Source organism: Brucella daejeonensis, from assembly GCF_014199265.1.
In the GTDB taxonomy this organism is placed as follows: Bacteria; Pseudomonadota; Alphaproteobacteria; order Rhizobiales; family Rhizobiaceae; genus Brucella; species Brucella daejeonensis.
In genome coordinates this window covers 1-18,130 of the sequence record NZ_JACIJG010000008.1, presented here as the reverse complement: position 1 = coordinate 18,130, position 18,130 = coordinate 1, and the positions used below count along the sequence as shown (strand labels likewise).

Genomic DNA, 18,130 nt, shown 5'->3' with positions numbered 1-18,130 from the left:
CGTAAAATCGGATTTGCATAGCCCCTGCGCCGGATGTAGTGAGAAAGGGCAATGCAGAAAATCTCCCCTTCCGGATCGGTTGTGACCCCAGGCAAGTTCAGTTTCAGAAATGCACCGAAGCTGGTCCAGTGGGGCTTGCTGGTCGTGTTTTCCGCCGCCCTGATCCTTGCGGGCGAAAAACTGCAATTGCCTGCCGCGCTGCTGCTTGGCGCCATGCTGGGCGCCATATTGATGACCGCGGGCGAAACCACCCTGCGGATTCATCACTGGCTGTCGCTTGGCGCACAAGCGGTCGTTGGCTCTCTCATAGCCCGCTCGATTACCGCTGAGTTCTTCACCAGCATGGGCCAGCATCTGCTGGTGATCCTGCTGTCCGTCGGCTTTGTGCTGCTTGCAAGCACGCTGATCGGCTATCTCCTTGCCCGCTTTCGCATCCTGCCCGGAACAACCGCCGTGTGGGGTTCTTCGCCGGGAGCTGCCACGGCAATGACGCTGATGGCCGAGTCCTACGGAGCGGATGCCCGCCTCGTTGCCTTCATGCTGTATCTGCGCGTCGTGCTCGTCGCCACCGCCGCCTCGCTCGTCCTCCGTCTCAGCACAGGCGTTGAAACCGTGGCGCCGGCGGAAACGGTGTGGTTCCCGCCCCCAGACTGGACGACACTCGGCCCGACCCTGCTCTTGATCGTGGGTGGCGCGTTTGTCGGTGAAATCTCCCGCATTCCGACCGGCGCCATGCTGGTGCCGCTCGCGCTGGGCGCATTGTTGCAGGCCATAGGGATCATGACGATCGACCTTCCGCCATGGCTGCTTGGCGCCAGCTATGTGCTCATCGGCTGGCGGATCGGTCTCGGTTTCTCGCGATCCATCATCGCCCATGCGGCGCGAGCCCTCCCTGCGGTCCTGACATCCACGCTGGTCCTGATCGCCATCTGCGGCCTGTTCGGCATGGCGCTCGGCCATCTTTTCGGCTTCGATCCGCTGACCGCCTATCTTGCCACCAGTCCGGGCGGCGCGGACGTGGTCGCCATCATCGCCGCATCGAGCAATGTCGACCTGCCCTTCATCATCGCGATGCAGACGAGCCGTTTCTTCATCGTGCTTCTCGCAGGCCCCGCCATTGCCCGTTTCGTCGCCGCTCGCGTCAATAAACGCCTCACCGCCAGGCGGGCGGACGAGTAGCCTACAAGCCCGATTGCCGGAACTGGCGGGACCGTGTTAGGCTTTCTTCATGACACAGGTTTGCACCCATCTCATGTTTCAGGGCAGTGCAAGCGCAGCTCTCGAAACATATCGCTCGATCTTTCCCGACTTTCAGATCGACTCGATCAAGATTTATGACGAAGAGAGCGCCAGCCCCGGCAAGGTGCAGATCGCCCGGGTGTCCTTTGCCGAACATCGGCTGATCGTCATCGACAGCCCCATCCCTCACCAGTTCGATTTCAACCCATCCATTTCCCTTTTCGTGGATTTTCACGACGAGGAAAAACTGGACAGCGTTTTCGAAAAGCTATCGGATGGCGGCGAGATATTGATGCCGCTCGACGATTACGGTTTCAGCAAACGTTTCGCCTGGATCAAGGATAAATATGGCGTCTCCTGGCAGCTGAACCTGCAAACCTGAACAAAAAACCCGGCTTTCGCCGGGTTTCCTGTCAATTGGATTGAGAGCAGATCAGCTCTTCTTGCCGTGGAAACCACGGATCGCGCCGATAATCTTGTCCTGATCCGCTTCCGACAGGTAAGGGTGCATCGGCAGGCTCAGAATGCGCGATGGCAGGGCTTCGGAAACCGGCAGACCGCCCGGCGCGACCGGATAATGCTTATAGGCCGTCTGGAGATGCAGCGGCTTCACATAATAGATAACCGAAGGAATGGCTTCCGCCTGAAGATGCGCCTTCAGCCCATCGCGGTTTTCGCTCTCGATGGAATATTGCGCCCAGGCAGAACGATTGCCAGCAGGAAGTGCCGGAACCTTCACCACATCCTTCAGCGCTTCATTGTAGCGCTTGGCAATACGGTCGCGGGCTTCCATTTCATCTTCGAGGATCGCCAGCTTCTCAAGGAGAACAGCGGCCTGGATCGTGTCGAGACGCGAATTGATGCCAATGCGGACATTGTCGTATTGCGTTTCGCCCTTGCCGTGGAACAGGACCGAACGCAGCGTGTCGGCAAGCTCCGCATCGTTCGTGAACATCGCACCGCCATCGCCATAGCAGCCGAGCGGCTTGGCCGGATAGAAGCTGGTCGACCCGACATGACCGAAAGCGCCGCACATGACATTGTCGCGCTTGCCGCCGATGGACTGGGCTGCATCTTCTATGATGAACAGGCCTTCACGGTCGGCAATGGCCGTGATGCCGTTATAATCGGCAGCCAGACCGAACAGATCGACCGGGATGATCGCCTTCGGCTCCAGACGGCCTTCCTTGCGGATAGCGGCGACGGCAGCTTCAAGCTGCTCGACATTCATGTTGTAGCTGTCCGGATCCACATCGACGAATACCGGCTCCGCGCCAACAAGCGCGACGACTTCCGCCGTGGCGGCAAAAGTGAAGGAGGGGACGAAAACCGCATGACCCGGACCGATACCCCGTGCCATCAAGGGCATCTGCAAGGCGTCGGTGCCGTTGGCGCAGGCAATCACATGCTCGACGCCCAGATATTCGCCGAGCTTCTTTTCGAATTCGGCGACTTCCGGTCCAAGAATATAACGGCCTTCCGCAACAACCTTGGAAATGGCGGCATTGAGACGGTCTTCGATACGCGCGCGCTGCGCTCCAAGATCAATGAACTGCATGTTGGCTCCAATATATCTGGCCCGCACAGTCTATGTGCGAATCCTCGGCAACCTGTTTATTCGCTTGCGCCCTGCCCTGCCATGGCTGGCGCGTTCAAAGTTTTGCGATTCCTGTAACACCGCTTGACGCGGCGTAAAGCGAACCGCGCAGCCCCCCCTATCGGGGATGGCGCACCGTACCTTCGGTAAGGATACGCAGAACGCTGATCGCCTCCCAGCCATCCGTACGCGGCTTTTCGCGTGTTTCGATGCAATGCAGGAAATGCTGCAATTCGCGGGTCAGGGGCATCCCTTCCTCGACCGGAATATAGGCAGGCTCCGCGGATTTGAAAGACCAGCGGTCGTCTTCCCGCCAGACTTCATGGCTGTAGAGCGCAAGTTTGCGGTCCCAGGGCTCACCGTCGTCGAACACCGCCATGCCCTTGGTGCCGGTAACGCTCAGGCGGCGTTCGCGATAGGCATTCAGCCGCGAGGCGAACAGATGTCCGCGAATACCGTTCGGGAATTCCAGATGAAGATGGGCGAAATCGCTGAGATGATCGAGCGTCGCGACGCCTTCGCCGCGAACTGCGGTCGGTTCCTCGCCGGTGATGGCAAGGATCATCGAGAGATCGTGCGGCGCAAGGTCCCACAGGGCGTCGAATTCGCTGTGAAATTTTCCAAGCCCGACGCGATGCGAATGCACATAGCGAATATCGCCAAGTTCGCCACTCTTCACCATGTCGAGCAGCTTCTCGAAAGCCGGATGGAAGCGCAAAACATGACCGACCATGAAAATCCGGCCATTGTCGCGCGCGGCCTCGACTTCGGCCTCGGCGGCCGGAATATCGAGCGCGATCGGCTTTTCGACCAGAACGTCCTTGCCGTTCTTCACGGCCTCGATGGCATATTGCGCATGAAACTGCGCCGGCAATGCGAGAACGATGCCGTCAATATCCGGACGGGAGAACAATTCGTCGACGGGAACGCTGGGAACGTTGAACTCGGTCGCGAAGCGTTCCGCCTGTTCTGTCCGTGAATCTGAAACTGCCTGAAGGACTCCGAGGCTCTTCAGGGTACGAATGTGGTTGCCGCCCCAATAGCCGCAACCCAAAACCGCAATACGAGGTGCCATAAAACCAAGCCTTTATTGATACGGAGTTCCTTATCGGTGCAAATGATAGAAAACAAGACGAAAGCTATGCGAAGAGTGCTTGACAGCTTTTCATTCCCCACATATACCGCCGCCATTCCTTGCAGGAACGATGATTTGCCTTACTGGAAACGGTGACTGTGAGATCGTCTCTGTAAAGCGACGCGTGGCGGAGTAGCTCAGTAGGTTAGAGCAGAGGAATCATAATCCTTGTGTCGGGGGTTCGAATCCCTCCTCCGCTACCAAAACTCTGATTTCATTATAAAAATGGCGCAGCAAGCTAGATGGACCATTATTGGCCCAATGCTACGGCTAGCGATAATCGGCATCATTTCGCGGGAAGGCAATCCTACAGCCTGTCTCCCGAAAGTGGAAACCGGCTACGCAGGGAAATCAGTCTACTGGACTGATTTCTAGTCCCGCTTCGACGGGATAAAGACATGCGTCAAAACAAAAACTTAAAGTGTACCGCCCGAATGTGATTGAGCGCGACACGCTTCAACGCCTTGCGTCGAGGATAGCGTGATAGAACCGTGTCATCACCGCAAGATTGCAACCGCTTATGGCGACTTTGGCACAGGTTCTAAAAAAAGCCATTGCGGCAGCCTGTGCCAGGAGGAAACCGGTGTTCCTCCTGGCAAACTGTTTTCAAGCCATCAATAAACTGTCGCGGCTCGCTTCCCGGATATTCACATCGGATCGTGGAGACCGATGAGCCGGGAATGCCACCACATCGGGCTTACTGAGCGGCGCAGCCATCAGCCGCAGTTTTACCGGCGAACCGATCAGTGATCCAGGGCAGATACAGCGGCAGTGCAGCAGCAGGCGTGCTGAAATGGCTCTGTTGGCCCGGCAACTGCACACGCGTAACGTTACCGCCCAATTTGCACATCTGTTCCCGATAAATCTCACCCATGACCGGTGGAACGACCGTGTCCTTCGTGCCCCAGTAAACAAGGACGGGAGCAACCGGCTTGGCATTCGGAACGCTGCCCGCCAGCATGGCATCTGCCCATGCCTTGGCATTCGTCGGTGTGGGTTTCAGCATTGAACTGAATTTATCGCCCAGCGCGTAGTTCAACGAATCCGAAGCCACATGGATACATTTGTTCGACATGATTTCGTCAACGATTTTGGCACCGTCATCCGTGAAGATGTCCGTCAGCTTAAGCTTGTCGGGAAACGCTGACTGTGTCGCCCAGATGTTCTGTGCAAAGTGCGTAAAATCGAACACGTTGCCGGCAAAGTGATTCACCAAGCGCCCCAGCATGGCTTGGCTCGATGCTTCGGTTATCTCGCCTTTAGAAGCTGCGGCCGCGATATCCTGCGGCGCCATGGCGACAAATCCGACGAGTTCAATGCCGTCGAAAGCCGTACCTGTCTGATTGATGTAATCGCCCGAACTGGCGGCAGCAATGGTTGTTCCGCCCCCCTGCGACCAGCCATAGATAAGAGCCTTCTTTCCAGCTCCGGTTTCCTTCACGTCACCCGCAGCACGAATGGCATTGATGGCATCCCGACCGTTGGTTGCCGCAACAGTATACTGGTGCTTGCCGCCACCGCCCAGACCCTGATAATCCGTCGCGACGACGACGTAACCGGCCTTGATGAAAGTATCGAGTGCAGGGGCGCCATAATCCGTCGATGCGTTACCATCAGGAAGGAAATACAGGTTCAACGGGGCCGCCGGGCTGACCACTTGCGAGGGGCCGCAATTCTGCGCCGTGCCCGTCGTGCCATGCGCCCAGGAAATCACCGGCCGCCCTTCCTTCGGGGCATCGCCAATGGGAGCAACCAGAAAGCCGGTCGAAATCGTCTTGCGATCATTGACGTCCGAGGAAATATAGGCAATTCGCCAGGCCTGAGCGCCTTCGATCGACGTAGAGATTTTTTCCTTGCTGATGACCTGACCAAGCTTGCCTTCAGGCTTCATCTGCATCACCGCTGCATAAAACGGCGGCACATCCGGTTCGGCCAAAGCCGATGCACTCGCGCCGATCGTTGCAAAAGCAACAACCGTGAGCCTGAGAGCGTTTTTCTTGAGGATGGATTTCATTTTATCTCCTTATACGCCAGTCAAAACCGGCAGAGCGTTGTAAAGGAAGAGTATTCTTTATGCGGACACCGCGGTCCTGCCTTTCGTCGCACCGCCAATAAATGGCGAAGCCAACTTCAACGCCAACACGTCATGTTTTCGTGGACGCCTGTAATCCGGGCAACGACCTGACTTGACGAAAACCTTGCCAGCCATGTCACGATTTCAGCAAGCATCGACCGGTATTTCCGTCTGTATGTCCATGTTGCAGGCGGAACATCCTTCCGCCGCCAACTCATCGCCTTGCGAATTTCGCATCAATGCGAAGCCCCCGGCCTTCATGACCTCTGATATTTCGTGGGAACCGGCCCACCTGTCATCCTGACCTTTGCCCTTCGTTTTTTCTCCTCATCTGTCAGTTCAACGACTTTGGTTTGAGGCGCTATCGGCTCATTTGGCAACCTGAACTCCAAGAGAAGAGACGGTTCACGCCATGCAAACTCAATGAAGGGTTCTCCATAGCAAAACCCACATCCTCAAAAATGAACGGGACCGCCATCCTTACCCTGCCGAAAAGAAACCAATCCAAAATATTATATAAGCAACTCATAATATTCCATTTTGATCTTGGAATACTTCGTCTACAGGCTGTGCTTTCCCGAAAAATGGATATAAAATTTTGTATTTTCTGTCTATCGTAAAAATGGACTTTAACTTTCTTAGGTTAACGAAGATACTCTTATCGATTCTTTCGGTTTTATCGTTTGGGCGAGTTGGACAACAGTCAACCTCCTCTCCACGCTGCCAGCGGAAACCGTGCGGCAACGCTTCACTGGATTGCGGGGGATCGAACGACTATATCGGTGGCGCAGCCCGCAACTCCCGCCATTACAGGCACCCGGACATACGATCATGACCGTTCTCATCAATCAGCCGCATCCCTCCATCGACACGACCTCCATTCACAAGCTGGTGGCCACGTTTTATGGACGAGCGCGTGAAGACGCCGTCATCGGTCCAATCTTCGCCAGGGCAGTGCACGACTGGGACCATCACATCGCGCAGATTGCCGCCTTCTGGTCGTCCGTCATCCTCAAGACCGGCGGCTATGAGGGGCGCCCCATGCCGCCCCACCTGAAACTGGCGCTGGCAAACGAACACTTCGACCGCTGGCTGGACCTGTTCGAACAAACCGCGCGCGAGATTTTTCCACCGGAAGCTGCGATCATCTTCATCGACCGCGCACGGCGCATCGCCGACAGCTTCGAAATGGCAATCGCCACCCATACGGGAAAAATTTCCACGCCGAGGCATTCACGCCGCCCCCTCTGAAAGTCGTATCCGCAACTCTTGCGGGCAATACAATACATCTTGTCATCGAATATTTAACTATATAAGCACTTCTCCAGATCTGGCGGATTGCCGCTCAGTCACGTCAACAGAAAATAAAGGCTTGCAAGGGCAGATAAGGCGAAACGCACGGCGACGTATTTACGAACTAACTAATATTCACAATATGCCGCTTGCATAATCGACGAGAATTTCGAACAGTTGCCATGGCTTTTCAGGGAAGCTCAAAGGCCGGACGCTCCGTCAACCCAGACGCGAACATTCCACTTGGGCAGACATGCAGGGAGATTGAATATGAACGAATCCATTCGCGAACTTCTGTCCAGGGTCGGCGGATTGCCGACGCCGGTGACGGACATCGCCGACGACGCCGATCTTTACAGCGCGGGCCTGTCGTCCTTTGCATCGGTCCAGCTCATGCTCGGTCTCGAAGACAGGTTCGATATCGAATTCCCGGACCAGTATCTCAACCGCAAGTCTTTCGCGAGCATCAAGGCCATCGAACAGACGATCAGCCAGATTCTCAAGGATAAAGAGGCCGTATAATGAATGTCGGTGCGGGGAACAGTCTTTCAGAGCGCATGGGCCGCGTTGCGGCCATAGCGGGCAAATTTTCCGATGGCGTCGATAAGGAAGGCCGCTTCCCGCGTGAGGCGATCGACGCGATGAAGGCCGAAGGCCTGCTCGGCATTCAGGTGCCGGGCGAACTGGGCGGCGAAAGCGCCGGAATCGACCAGATTGCCGAACTGTGCTGCATCCTGGGCCAGTCCTGCGCGTCGAGCGCGATGATTTTCGCCATGCATCACATCAAGCTCTCGAGCCTCGTGGAACATGGCCAGTCGGTAGACTGGCATCGCGATTTCATGCGGCGGATCGCCAGGGAGCAGTTGCTGCTCGCTTCCGCGACGACGGAGGGCGGCATCGGTGGCGATCTGCGCAATTCGATCTGCGCCATCGAGGTCGAAGGCGACACGTGCCGCCTGGAGAAGAATGCAACGGTCATCTCTTACGGCGTCTACGCCGACGCCATCCTGATCACGTCGCGCGCACACAAGGACGCGGCTTCGTCCGATCAGGTGATGACGGTGTTCCTCAAGGACCAGTATACGCTCGAAAAGACCAATGACTGGGACACGCTCGGCATGCGCGGCACCTGCTCCGAAGGTTTCGTCTTCCGCGGCGAGGCAAAAAAGGTGCAGATACTGCCGCATCCCTTCGCCGAAATCGCGGCGCAATCCATGCTGGCGCAGTCGCATACGCTGTGGAGTTCGCTCTGGTACGGCATCGCCGTCGATGCGGTCAACCGGGCACAGGCATTCGTGCGCGCCGCCGCGCGGCGCAATCCGGGCGCACCGCAGCCGGGCGTATTGCGTGTTGCCGAAGCATCCAACATGCTTCAGATGCTGAAGTCGGAAATCGTCGCCTGTCTCAAGACCTATCGCGACGCGAAGCACGATCCCGACAAGCTGGCCTCGATGGGTTTTGCGATTGCGATGAACAATCTCAAGATTGCCGCCTCGCAGACCATCCTCCAGATCATCAACCACGCCATGCTGGTTTGCGGCATCATGGGCTACAAGAACGGCACGCCCTACAGCCTCGGACGCCATCTGCGCGATGCACATTCCGCACAGCTCATGATTTCCAACGAGCGCATTCTCGGCAATACGGCCACGATGCTGCTCATTCACAAACAGAACAACAGCCTTTTGGGATAATCGCAATGGATGCTCAAAGATCGTTTCTCGACCGGCTTTTCGATTCCGGCCTGCTGATCGACACCGGCGTGGACGGGCTTTATGGCCGTTCCGGTCGGTTCGAGGACGTCATCCAGGCTTTCGAACGGCTGATCGACCGAACAGGCGGCAATGACGGCGCGGAAGCGATCCGCTTCCCGCCCGGCATGAACCGCGCTTTTTTCGAAAAAAGCGGCTATATGAAAAGCTTCCCGCAACTGGCGGGCACCGTGCACAGCTTCTGCGGCTGCGAGCTTGACCATATCAGTCTCATCAAGTGCATGGACGAAGGCGAGGACTGGACACTGGAACAGAAGGCGACGGACATCGTGCTGACGCCCGCGGCCTGCTATCCACTCTATCCGACCGTTGCCCGGCGCGGACCGTTGCCGCAGGGCGGCGGGCTATACGATCTGCAATCCTATTGCTTCCGCCATGAACCTTCGGTGGACCCGGCCCGGCAACAGCTTTTCCGTATGCGCGAATATGTGCGCATGGGCACAGAAGCCGACGTGATGGCCTTCCGCCAGCTCTGGATCGAGCGCGGCACGGAAATGATGAAGAGGGTTGGCCTGCCGGTCGAGATCGACGTCGCCAACGATCCCTTCTTCGGACGCGCGGGCAAGATGCTGGTCAACAACCAGCGCGACCAGAACCTGAAATTCGAACTGCTGATCCCGATCACCAGCACCGAAAAGCCGACCGCCTGCATGAGCTTCAACTATCATCAGGATCAGTTCGGCGTGAAATGGGGCCTCTCGCTGCACGACGGTTCCGTGGCGCATACCGCCTGCGTCGGTTTCGGACTGGAACGCATCGCACTGGCGCTGTTTCATCACCATGGCCTGGACGTCGAAGCCTGGCCTGAAAACACGCGCAAGGAATTGTGGGGCTGATCGCTTCTATGCAGGCTGTTTTTCCGAACATCGCACCCGAACGTTACGAGCCGCACGCACTTCACGCGCAGACGCGCATCTGGCCGGAAACCAATTGCTACGTCGATCTCTGGATCGAAGTTCTGGCGACTTTGGGCGCCGCCCCTGAAGCCATGCTCGGTTTCACGCTGACACAGGATTTCGAGGGCGACCAGTTCACCTTTTTCAAGGTGCCGTTGGAAGACCTCGAGGCGCTTTACGGCCTGCGCGCAACGGAACTTGCGATCTTCGACAACGTCGAGAGCCATATTGCGGCCCAGATCGGGCGCGGTCGCCTGTGCATGGTGGAGATGGACAGCTTCTTCATGCCGGATACGCACGGCGTGAGCTATCGCACCGAACATGGCAAGACCACCATCGCCATCAACCGCATGGATGTCGAAAACCGCGCGCTGGACTACTTCCACAATGGCGGCTTCTATCATCTGGAAGGCGAGGATTTCGATGGCGTTTTCCAGCGGCACCTGACGGAGAACGATCCGCCATTCCTGCCTTATACGGAATTCGCCAAATTTCCGAAGAACGTGCCGGACGAGGCTCATCAGCGACGTGTCGCCGAAATTCTCCTGCCGCGCCATTTTGCGCGCAGACCGGGGGAGAACCCGATCAGGGCCTTCGCGCAGCTTTTTCCAGCACAGGTGGAAGCAATCGCGGAACGTCAGTTCGGCTTCTTCCATAAATATGCTTTCAACACGCTGCGCCAGCTCGGCGCGAATTTCGAGCTCGCGGCAAGCCATCTGGAGTGGCTGGGGCAAGGCAGGCGCTTTGCATCGGCCTCGGCAGATGCCTTGCAGATCGCGGAAACCGCCAAGGCTGTCCAGTTCCAGCTTGCCCGCGCCGTCATGCGCAAGAAATTCGACGCCCTGGCCGGAAGCCTGCAACCGGCTGCCGACGCCTGGGATCGCATGATGGAGGCTCTTGCAACGGAACTCGTCCGTGATGCCGCCTGAAATGCCGATGGACGCAAATGCCGCCAGTCGTTCGCTCGCGAAAGGCTGGCGGCTTTTCGTCACCACACCGGATGCTGCCCGGAAACCCGGCGATGTCGGGCGTGACGGAAACGGCCTTGAAGCGCCGGTTCCCGGCACCGTAGCCGAAGCGCTCGAAAAGGCCGGACGCTTCGACCGTAACAAGCCGATACCGCTCGACAATCGGGACGCCTGGTATTTCCTCGATCTCGATGCAGCGCCCGGCCCCGCCACGCTGCATTTCGATGGCCTCGCCACCATTTGCGATATTTTCCTCAACGGCGAATTGCTGCTGCAAACCGACAGCATGTTCCTGCACCATGATCTGCCCGTCGTTCTGAGCGGCGGGGACGAGCTTGCGCTCTGTTTTCGTGCGCTCGCATCGCGTCTCGATCAGAAAGGCCCGCGCGCCCGCTGGCGCACGCAATTGATGAGCAATCAGGGTCTGCGCCTCGTACGCACCACGGCACTGGGCTATATGCCGGGCTGGTGCCCGGAGATACATGCCGTTGGTCCATGGCGTCCGATAACGATCAGCCGCGCCGATACCGAAGCCATCAGCGAGATCGTCATTCGGGCAACACTGACAGAAGGTGGAGACGGCGAACTCGACGTCAGCTTTATTTATGACGGCAAGGCCGCAGAACTGATTCTCCATTGTGCTGGCCGGCATATCGCCTGTGCGCGGTCGGTCGACGGGCAATGGCGGGTGAAATTGACCATCCCGTCAGTCGAACCATGGTGGCCGCACACGCATGGCAATCCAACGCTTCATGATGTCGAGCTGTCGTTCGATGGAAAAATGCGGTCGCTCGGACGGACTGGTTTTCGCCGCATCGGCGTGGACCGAGGCGCAGACGGCAAGGGATTTGCACTCAGGATCAATGGCGAAAAAATCTTCTGCCGGGGCGCGGTATGGAGTTCCGCCGACATTATCCGCCTGCCGGGCACGCGCGACGATTATGAGCCGTGGCTGAAACTTGCACAGGAAGCAGGCATGAACATGCTGCGCCTGAGCGGCATCACCGCCTATGAAACACCGGATTTCTATGCCCTTTGCGACGAGCTTGGCATCATGGTGTGGCAGGACTTCATGTTCGCCAACTTCGACTATCCGGTGAAGGACGAGGCATTTGTCGGGAAAGTACAGGCTGAAGCATCCCAGCTCCTCGCCGCTGTCGGACACGCACCGTCGCTGACCGTCCTTTGCGGCGGCAGCGAAATCTACCAGCAGGGCGCGATGATGGGCCTGCCGGAAACGACCTGGAAGGGCGCGCTCACCGAGGAGATACTGCCCGGCGTGGCGCGCGCGCTCTGCCCCGGCATTCCTTATGTGCCGAACTCGCCTTGCGATGGCGCCCTGCCCTTCACCAGCAATGAAGGTGTAAGCCATTATTACGGCGTCAGCGCCTATTGCCGTCCGTTGGAGGACGCACGACGCGCCGAAGTACGCTTCGCCACGGAATGCCTTGCCTTTTCCAACGTGCCGGAAGCCCGCACGCTGAAAACCCATCTCGACGTTCCACCCGTTCACGATCCGCGCTGGAAAGCACGTGTGCCGCGCGACCGTGGCGTGTCGTGGGACTTCGAGGACGTGCGCGATCACTATCTGGAAACGCTCTACGGTTACGATCCGGCGCGCCTGCGCCGCGAGGATGTGGAACAATATCTCCATCTTTCCCGCGCTGTGACCGCGGAAGTGATGGAAGCGACCCTTGCCGAATGGCGCAGGCCGGGAAGCACCTGCTTCGGCGCGCTTGTCTGGATGTTTCAGGACGTGCTGCCCGGTGCGGGCTGGGGCATGATCGATGCAACCGGCGAACCCAAGGCCTCGTGGCATGGCCTCAAGCGCGCCTCCCGCCCGCAGCAGGTCGCCTTGACCGATGAAGGCGTCAATGGCCTTGCGATTCACGTATTGAATGAAAAGGCGCGCACTGCCGATCTCTCGCTCGATGTGGCCTGTCTGCGCGCCGGTTCGCAGCCCGTGGTGACCGGCCGTCGCGAACTGTCCCTCGCAGGCCGTTCAGCAGTCACGATCCCCGCCACAGACCTGTTCGGCGCGTTTTTCGATATCACCTACGCCTATCGTTTCGGCCCTCCGGCCCATGACGTGACCGTCGCGCGACTGAAACACAACGGCGAGACCGTCGCCGAGGCCTTTCACTTCCCGCTTGGCCGAACAAAGGCCTTCCACGATGCGATTATCGAAGCCGCAACTGTTGAAGAGAACGGAAACTGGTTCCTCGATCTGAAGACGCAGGTTCTGGCTCAGTCCGTCAGCATCGATGCGGGCGACTGGCGCCCCGCAGAAAACTGGTTTCACCTCGCACCCAACGAGACGAGGCGCGTCGCGCTCCTTCCACGCAACGAAACGCCCGAAAAGCCTTCAGGCGAAATTCGCATCGCCGGTTCGTCACGCATCGTCTGGTTCTGACGACTTCAGAGCCAGAGAACGAATCGCGTCGATATAGATTTCGCGTGAATGTTCCGGCGTCAGATTATGGTCGGCGTTCGGGATGATCGACACCGACACATTATCGAACCGCTGTACCCTGTCACCCGTCTGGTCGAAATAGAAATTGAAATGCTCGCGCCCGCTGTCTTTTTCGGCAAAGACCAGAGCCAGCGGGACCTGACGCGACTTCAACTCGTCAAAGGCCGAATAGATCGCCCGGCCTTCCGGCGTGTGACCGCGAAACAGCTTGCGCCCTACCCCTCGGATACGCCCGCCGACACCGCGTGCAAGATTGCGCAGGATGGCGCGAAAATCCAGCTCGCCGCGAAACAGGCGTTGGAAGGTTTCCAGACGCATGGCGCGGCTGCCATAATCTTCCAGCGTGCGATTGCCCTCGCGCACCGCTTCCTCTACGGAACGCCCCGGCGCCCAGTAGAGCGTGACCGGATTGACGAGAATCGCCCCGGAAACGCGCTCGTCCTTGACCGCGCAATAGAAGCCGAGAAACGCGCCGCTGCATCGTCCCGCGACCACAGGACGCCCCAAGCCGATTGCATCGAGATAATCGAGAGCATCGGCAACGTCGGCCTCCGGCCCATGCGTATAAAGCACCTGTTCGGGCATGGCCGGATTGGGCGGGCTGTCGCCTGCATTGGCAAGATCAAAACGCAGGGATGCAATGCCCTCACGCGCAAGCTTGCGCGCCATCTCGACGGTGGTGCGGCCCCAGCCGATGCGGCGGTCATAAGACGATGACAGGAACAGGACCGTCCTGCCTCGACGCAGCCCGGCAGGCGCACACAGCACGCCGGAAAGACGGTTGTTCGGTCCGAAGGAAACCGGCGTGTCGAAAAACCCGTCGCCGGCAAGTTCGCCGCCAAGATCGGCATCGTCGGCTTCACTGCTGGCAGGCGTCTCGCCGGCTATCCCCGCTACCCACGCAACGAGACGATCTGCCACGTCCAGGGGCAAGCGGGTAATGACCGGGTTGGAGATCAGATTGCGGTAGCCGTCAAAGGATTCCACCGTCACATTGGCGCCAAGCCCTTCCAGATGGATGGCAAGCTCGGCATCGTTCGGACGGTCGGTACGCGCCAGCAGGAGACAGGCCGGTGCAGGCTTTGCCGTGAGCGACAGGAGATTGAGCTTCTTCACATCGGCAGCGATTTCCGGCTGCATCTTCAACGATGCGATGGCCACGCCGTCCCTTATCCTCTGATCGTCCGTCAGTCCCAGATCGGCATCGACCATGCTCGACCAGACGGCAAGCTCGCGTATGTAAAATCGCCCGGAAATAACCGGCGCGAGCAGAGCCAGTGCCTCGACACCTTCGATTTGCGGCGCTGTTTCGGCGGCAATGGCGGCTCCAAGGCTCTGGCCGATGATCACGACACGGCTGGCCCCGGACAGCGTGCGGGCCTTCGTCGCCGCCTCGACGAGTGCGTCCCGCCAGACCTGAAGCCCCTTCGAAAAGTCGATATCGTCGCGTCCGTCGCCCGTGCCGGGCCAGTCGAAGCGGAACGAACCTATGCCGCGTGCGGCGAGTTCATCGGCGATGATGCGCCAGAATTTCCGAGTCGTGCAAAGATCTTCCAGCCCCCAGGGGCTTGCAAACAGGACAACAGTGTCGAGAGGCTGGCCAAGAGGCTGCTGGTAAAGTCCCAGCGTATCGCAAAAAACGATGGGCGCGGCGGCAGACCGAACGTCTCGCCCTGATTGTCCGAAGATCGTTTCACCTTGCGCGCTGTCATTCATGCCGCCTGCCCCGTTTTTGAAACCCACATCTTCCATAATGGAAATTGCAGAAGGCACCAAGCGCTTATCGCACTGATTGCGGCAACCCATCCCTGACGCGGTCAGCGCGGCAGGGAATAGAGCATTTCCAGCAAAAGTGCGAAGCGGCTTTGCGTAGGATAATGCGTAAAAACAAATAGTTAGAGCCGTTCCAACGATTCAGTCAAAACAGGAACCGCTCTAGCGGCGACGGTTCGGGATCCAGACCGAGGCCGTCTCCGGAAAAGCGGGATCAGGCCGCAGGCTTGGTCTTTTCGGACTGAAGCTGCTTTTCGTGGCGCAGCAACATGCCGTAGAGATCGCGCGGCTCATCCGGGTCGGCCAGAAGGTCGAGCGGTTCGTAAAGGCCCGTATCCTTCAGCTTGTCACGCACATAGCGCAGCGCCGAAAAATCCTCGGTTGCGAAACCCACGGAGTCGAACAGCGTGATCTGGCGAGCGTCCTTGCGCCCGGCGATCTTGCCGGTAATGACTTCCCAAAGCTCATTGACCGGATAGTCTTCCGGCAGTTGCTGTATTTCACCTTCAATGCGGGTCTGCGGCGGATATTCCACGAAAATATCCGAGCGGCGCAGAATATCGCCATGCAGTTCCGTCTTGCCGGGGCAATCGCCGCCGACCGCATTGATATGCACGCCAGCGCCAACCATGTTGTCGGTGAGGATCGTCGCATTGGCCTTGTCGGCGGTCACGGTGGTGATGATTTCGGCACCCTCGACCACTTCCTCGACGTCCTTGCAGATCACGATGTCAAAACCGGCACCCTGAAGGTTGCGGGCGCATTTTTCCGATGCGCCGCGGTCGATGTCATAGAGGCGCAGCTTGTCGATACCGAGGATCGCCTTGAAGGCCATCGCCTGAAACTCGCTTTGCGCGCCATTGCCGATGATCGCCATGGTGCGGGCATTCTTCGGCGCCAGATGCCGTGCGGCAACGGCCGAAGTCGCAGCCGTGCGCAGCGCCGTCAGAATGGTCATTTCGGTCAGCAGCATCGGATAGCCGCTGCCCACATCGGCGAGAACACCGAATGCCGTCACGGTCTGAAGACCTTCCCGCGTATTCTTCGGATGGCCGTTCACATATTTGAAGCCGTAGAGCGTACCGTCGCTCGTCGGCATCAGTTCGATCACGCCTTCCTTGGAATGCGAAGCCACACGCGGCGTCTTGTCGAAGCTTTCCCAGCGGCGGAAATCTTCTTCCACATAATCGGCAAGTTCCTTCAGAAACGTCTCGACACCGACGGAAAGCACCAGCTTCATCATGTGATCGACGCTGACGAAGGGAACGATATTGAGGTTCGGTTGGGTCATCATTGCTCCTTGAGCATTTGGCAGCCAAGCGGGCTGCGTCAGTAGCTGATGGTGGGACGATCCATGACGCTGCGGCCAAGCAGGCTTGCCATCAGGTCCACCATCACGGTCGCGGTCCGCCCGCGTTCATCGAGGAATGGATTGAGTTCAACGAGATCGAGGCTTGTCACCAGCCCGCTGTCGTGCAGCATTTCCATGATGAGATGCGCCTCGCGGAACGTTGCGCCGCCCGGCACGGTCGTGCCGACGGCAGGTGCAATGGCCGGATCGAGGAAATCGACGTCGAGGCTCACATGCAGCAGACCGTCCTCCTCCGTCACCCGCTCCAGAAAGCGGCGCAGCAGGGCGGCAACGCCGTGTTCGTCGATCAGGCGCATGTCATAGACGGCAACATCCGTCTTCTTGATCGCATTGCGTTCGGCGGGATCGACGCTGCGGATGCCCAGCATACAGACATTCTTCGGATCAACCGGGGCAACGAGGTCCGGGAAATAGCCTTCGAAACCCTTCTGACCAGTGTAATAGGCCACCGGCGTGCCATGCAGATTACCGCTTTCCGTCGTTTCCAGCGTGTGGAAATCCGTATGGGCATCGAGCCAGAGGACGAACTGCTTGCGTCCCTTTTCGGCAGCGCGGCGCGCAATGCCGGGCACGGTACCGGCAGCCAGAAGGTGGTCACCGCCGAGAAAGATCGGAAAACCGTCAGCGCTCTCGCGATAGGCTGCTTCGCTGATCGCCTCGATCCATGCGACAGCATGGGGAAGCGCCTTGATCGCCCGGTTCGGATGGCCAAGCGGACGCGGGACGGCAGGCGCCAGATTGCCGAGATCGGTGAAGTCGTGCCCGAGTTCCCTGATGGCAGCCGCGATACCCGCGGCGCGATAGGAATCCGGGCCCATATTGCAGCCTACGCGGCCGGTGCCTTCCTGAACGGGCAATCCCAAAATCTTGCAATGCATAATCTGGAGTCCTTCTAATCTCTGTACCAAGATTGACCATTTACGCTTGGCGATGTGAACCAACCGGATTGGCAATTTTATCGGATTGGTTTATCAGAATGTCGGATTGGCTTTTCAAAATGGAGAAAGCATGGACGATCTGGATGAAAAGCTGATAACGCTTTTACGACATAATGGCCGCCGCAGCATTTCCGATATCGCGATCGATCTCGGCGTGTCCCGCGCGACCGTGCGCGCCCGCATGGAGCGGCTCGAACGCTCCGGCGATATCATCGGTTATACCGTCATCCTGCGGTCCGATGCGGTCGATCTGCCCGTTCGCGGCATCATGATGATCGAGATTGAGGGCCATGTCGCCGACCGGGTGGTGAAGGCGCTTGGCGGCTTTTCCGAGGTTTCGGCGGTCCATACCACCAATGGCCGTTTCGATCTGGTGGTGGAACTGGGTGCGGCGACGCTCACCGATTTCGACGCTGTGTTGCGGCGCATTCGCCTGGTGCCGGGCATCAAGGCCAGCGAAACCAATCTGCTGCTTGCCACCCCGCGCTCGACACGGGCGCGGCTTTAGAGCCTTTCAGGTTTTGACGGAAGCGTATCCGGCGCTTTCGAAGTAGTTTGCGCATTCTGCTGGTTCGATGGTTGTGACGAGATGGCCGATGT

General features: G+C 58.5%; 15 protein-coding genes and 1 tRNA gene. 10 read left to right on the top strand and 6 right to left on the bottom strand.

Annotation, left to right across the window (positions count from 1 at the left end; translation table 11 throughout):
• The first annotated feature begins 51 nt into the window (after window positions 1-51).
• Both FHS76_RS11680 and FHS76_RS11675 read left to right on the top strand, forming a co-directional pair.
• Window positions 52-1,179 (top strand): AbrB family transcriptional regulator, encoded by a 1,128-nt coding sequence (locus FHS76_RS11680; protein WP_183652456.1) that lies wholly within the window; start codon window positions 52-54, stop codon window positions 1,177-1,179.
• A gap of 49 nt (window positions 1,180-1,228) precedes the next feature.
• A complete protein-coding gene (locus tag FHS76_RS11675) occupies window positions 1,229-1,621 on the top strand; it encodes a VOC family protein (protein WP_183652452.1) in 393 nt (130 codons plus the stop codon).
• 51 nt (window positions 1,622-1,672) lie between these two features.
• On the opposite strand, the gene FHS76_RS11670 is transcribed toward FHS76_RS11675, so the two are convergent.
• Window positions 1,673-2,797 (bottom strand): DegT/DnrJ/EryC1/StrS family aminotransferase, encoded by a 1,125-nt coding sequence (locus FHS76_RS11670; RefSeq protein ID WP_183652448.1) that lies wholly within the window; start codon window positions 2,795-2,797, stop codon window positions 1,673-1,675.
• A 157-nt stretch (window positions 2,798-2,954) separates the two neighbouring features.
• Window positions 2,955-3,911, bottom strand: coding sequence for a Gfo/Idh/MocA family protein (locus FHS76_RS11665; RefSeq protein WP_183652445.1), 957 nt, complete (start codon window positions 3,909-3,911; stop codon window positions 2,955-2,957).
• Window positions 3,912-4,097: 186 nt separating this feature from the next.
• Here FHS76_RS11665 and FHS76_RS11660 point away from each other — a divergent pair.
• Window positions 4,098-4,174: transfer RNA gene (locus tag FHS76_RS11660), tRNA-Met, on the top strand.
• Between the two features lie 494 nt (window positions 4,175-4,668).
• Here the strand turns inward: FHS76_RS11660 and FHS76_RS11655 are convergent.
• Window positions 4,669-5,985, bottom strand: coding sequence for an alpha/beta fold hydrolase (locus FHS76_RS11655; protein WP_183652442.1), 1,317 nt, complete (start codon window positions 5,983-5,985; stop codon window positions 4,669-4,671).
• A gap of 891 nt (window positions 5,986-6,876) precedes the next feature.
• On the opposite strand from FHS76_RS11655, the gene FHS76_RS11650 reads away from it, so the two are divergent.
• From FHS76_RS11650 to FHS76_RS11625, 6 genes are all read left to right on the top strand, one after another.
• Complete coding sequence (locus FHS76_RS11650) at window positions 6,877-7,296, top strand: group III truncated hemoglobin (protein WP_183652439.1); 420 nt, start codon at window positions 6,877-6,879, stop codon at window positions 7,294-7,296.
• A gap of 312 nt (window positions 7,297-7,608) precedes the next feature.
• Window positions 7,609-7,860, top strand: coding sequence for an acyl carrier protein (locus FHS76_RS11645; protein WP_183652436.1), 252 nt, complete (start codon window positions 7,609-7,611; stop codon window positions 7,858-7,860).
• Window positions 7,860-9,032 (top strand): acyl-CoA dehydrogenase family protein, encoded by a 1,173-nt coding sequence (locus FHS76_RS11640; RefSeq protein ID WP_183652433.1) that lies wholly within the window; start codon window positions 7,860-7,862, stop codon window positions 9,030-9,032. The genes FHS76_RS11645 and FHS76_RS11640 overlap by 1 nt, the downstream gene beginning before the upstream one ends.
• A 5-nt stretch (window positions 9,033-9,037) precedes the next feature.
• Window positions 9,038-9,946, top strand: coding sequence for an amino acid--[acyl-carrier-protein] ligase (locus FHS76_RS11635; RefSeq protein ID WP_183652392.1), 909 nt, complete (start codon window positions 9,038-9,040; stop codon window positions 9,944-9,946).
• Window positions 9,947-9,954: 8 nt separating this feature from the next.
• Window positions 9,955-10,935, top strand: coding sequence for a DUF1839 family protein (locus tag FHS76_RS11630; RefSeq protein WP_183652389.1), 981 nt, complete (start codon window positions 9,955-9,957; stop codon window positions 10,933-10,935).
• Window positions 10,925-13,387 carry a glycoside hydrolase family 2 protein gene (locus FHS76_RS11625; RefSeq protein ID WP_374828592.1) on the top strand — a complete coding sequence of 821 codons (2,463 nt, stop codon included), beginning with the start codon at window positions 10,925-10,927 and terminating at the stop codon, window positions 13,385-13,387. The genes FHS76_RS11630 and FHS76_RS11625 overlap by 11 nt, the downstream gene beginning before the upstream one ends.
• Here the strand turns inward: FHS76_RS11625 and FHS76_RS11620 are convergent.
• The 3 genes from FHS76_RS11620 to rocF form a co-directional block, all read right to left on the bottom strand.
• Window positions 13,367-15,199: an alpha/beta fold hydrolase gene (locus tag FHS76_RS11620; protein ID WP_235992651.1), complete on the bottom strand. Its 1,833-nt coding sequence runs from the start codon at window positions 15,197-15,199 to the stop codon at window positions 13,367-13,369. The genes FHS76_RS11625 and FHS76_RS11620 overlap by 21 nt on opposite strands.
• Before the next feature lie 235 nt (window positions 15,200-15,434).
• Window positions 15,435-16,511: an ornithine cyclodeaminase gene (locus FHS76_RS11615; protein ID WP_183652386.1), complete on the bottom strand. Its 1,077-nt coding sequence runs from the start codon at window positions 16,509-16,511 to the stop codon at window positions 15,435-15,437.
• A gap of 38 nt (window positions 16,512-16,549) precedes the next feature.
• Window positions 16,550-17,470 carry an arginase gene (gene rocF, locus FHS76_RS11610; protein ID WP_183652383.1) on the bottom strand — a complete coding sequence of 307 codons (921 nt, stop codon included), beginning with the start codon at window positions 17,468-17,470 and terminating at the stop codon, window positions 16,550-16,552.
• Between the two features lie 130 nt (window positions 17,471-17,600).
• Here rocF and FHS76_RS11605 point away from each other — a divergent pair, with 130 nt between their 5' ends.
• A complete protein-coding gene (locus FHS76_RS11605) occupies window positions 17,601-18,038 on the top strand; it encodes an Lrp/AsnC family transcriptional regulator (protein WP_183652380.1) in 438 nt (145 codons plus the stop codon).
• Window positions 18,039-18,130 lie beyond the last annotated feature (92 nt).

What these genes read in the sequence shown, in the direction of transcription:
- FHS76_RS11655 (WP_183652442.1), bottom strand. Translation starts at nt 5,985, where the DNA reads ATGAAATCCATCCTCAAGAAAAACGCTCTCAGGCTCACGGTTGTTGCT.
- FHS76_RS11625 (WP_374828592.1), top strand. Translation starts at nt 10,925, where the DNA reads ATGCCGCCTGAAATGCCGATGGACGCAAATGCCGCCAGTCGTTCGCTC.
- FHS76_RS11630 (WP_183652389.1), top strand. Translation starts at nt 9,955, where the DNA reads ATGCAGGCTGTTTTTCCGAACATCGCACCCGAACGTTACGAGCCGCAC.
- FHS76_RS11675 (WP_183652452.1), top strand. Translation starts at nt 1,229, where the DNA reads ATGACACAGGTTTGCACCCATCTCATGTTTCAGGGCAGTGCAAGCGCA.
- FHS76_RS11605 (WP_183652380.1), top strand. Translation starts at nt 17,601, where the DNA reads ATGGACGATCTGGATGAAAAGCTGATAACGCTTTTACGACATAATGGC.
- FHS76_RS11680 (WP_183652456.1), top strand. Translation starts at nt 52, where the DNA reads ATGCAGAAAATCTCCCCTTCCGGATCGGTTGTGACCCCAGGCAAGTTC.
- FHS76_RS11665 (WP_183652445.1), bottom strand. Translation starts at nt 3,911, where the DNA reads ATGGCACCTCGTATTGCGGTTTTGGGTTGCGGCTATTGGGGCGGCAAC.
- FHS76_RS11640 (WP_183652433.1), top strand. Translation starts at nt 7,860, where the DNA reads ATGAATGTCGGTGCGGGGAACAGTCTTTCAGAGCGCATGGGCCGCGTT.
- FHS76_RS11635 (WP_183652392.1), top strand. Translation starts at nt 9,038, where the DNA reads ATGGATGCTCAAAGATCGTTTCTCGACCGGCTTTTCGATTCCGGCCTG.
- FHS76_RS11650 (WP_183652439.1), top strand. Translation starts at nt 6,877, where the DNA reads ATGACCGTTCTCATCAATCAGCCGCATCCCTCCATCGACACGACCTCC.
- FHS76_RS11645 (WP_183652436.1), top strand. Translation starts at nt 7,609, where the DNA reads ATGAACGAATCCATTCGCGAACTTCTGTCCAGGGTCGGCGGATTGCCG.
- FHS76_RS11620 (WP_235992651.1), bottom strand. Translation starts at nt 15,199, where the DNA reads ATGGAAGATGTGGGTTTCAAAAACGGGGCAGGCGGCATGAATGACAGC.
- FHS76_RS11670 (WP_183652448.1), bottom strand. Translation starts at nt 2,797, where the DNA reads ATGCAGTTCATTGATCTTGGAGCGCAGCGCGCGCGTATCGAAGACCGT.
- rocF (WP_183652383.1), bottom strand. Translation starts at nt 17,470, where the DNA reads ATGCATTGCAAGATTTTGGGATTGCCCGTTCAGGAAGGCACCGGCCGC.
- FHS76_RS11615 (WP_183652386.1), bottom strand. Translation starts at nt 16,511, where the DNA reads ATGACCCAACCGAACCTCAATATCGTTCCCTTCGTCAGCGTCGATCAC.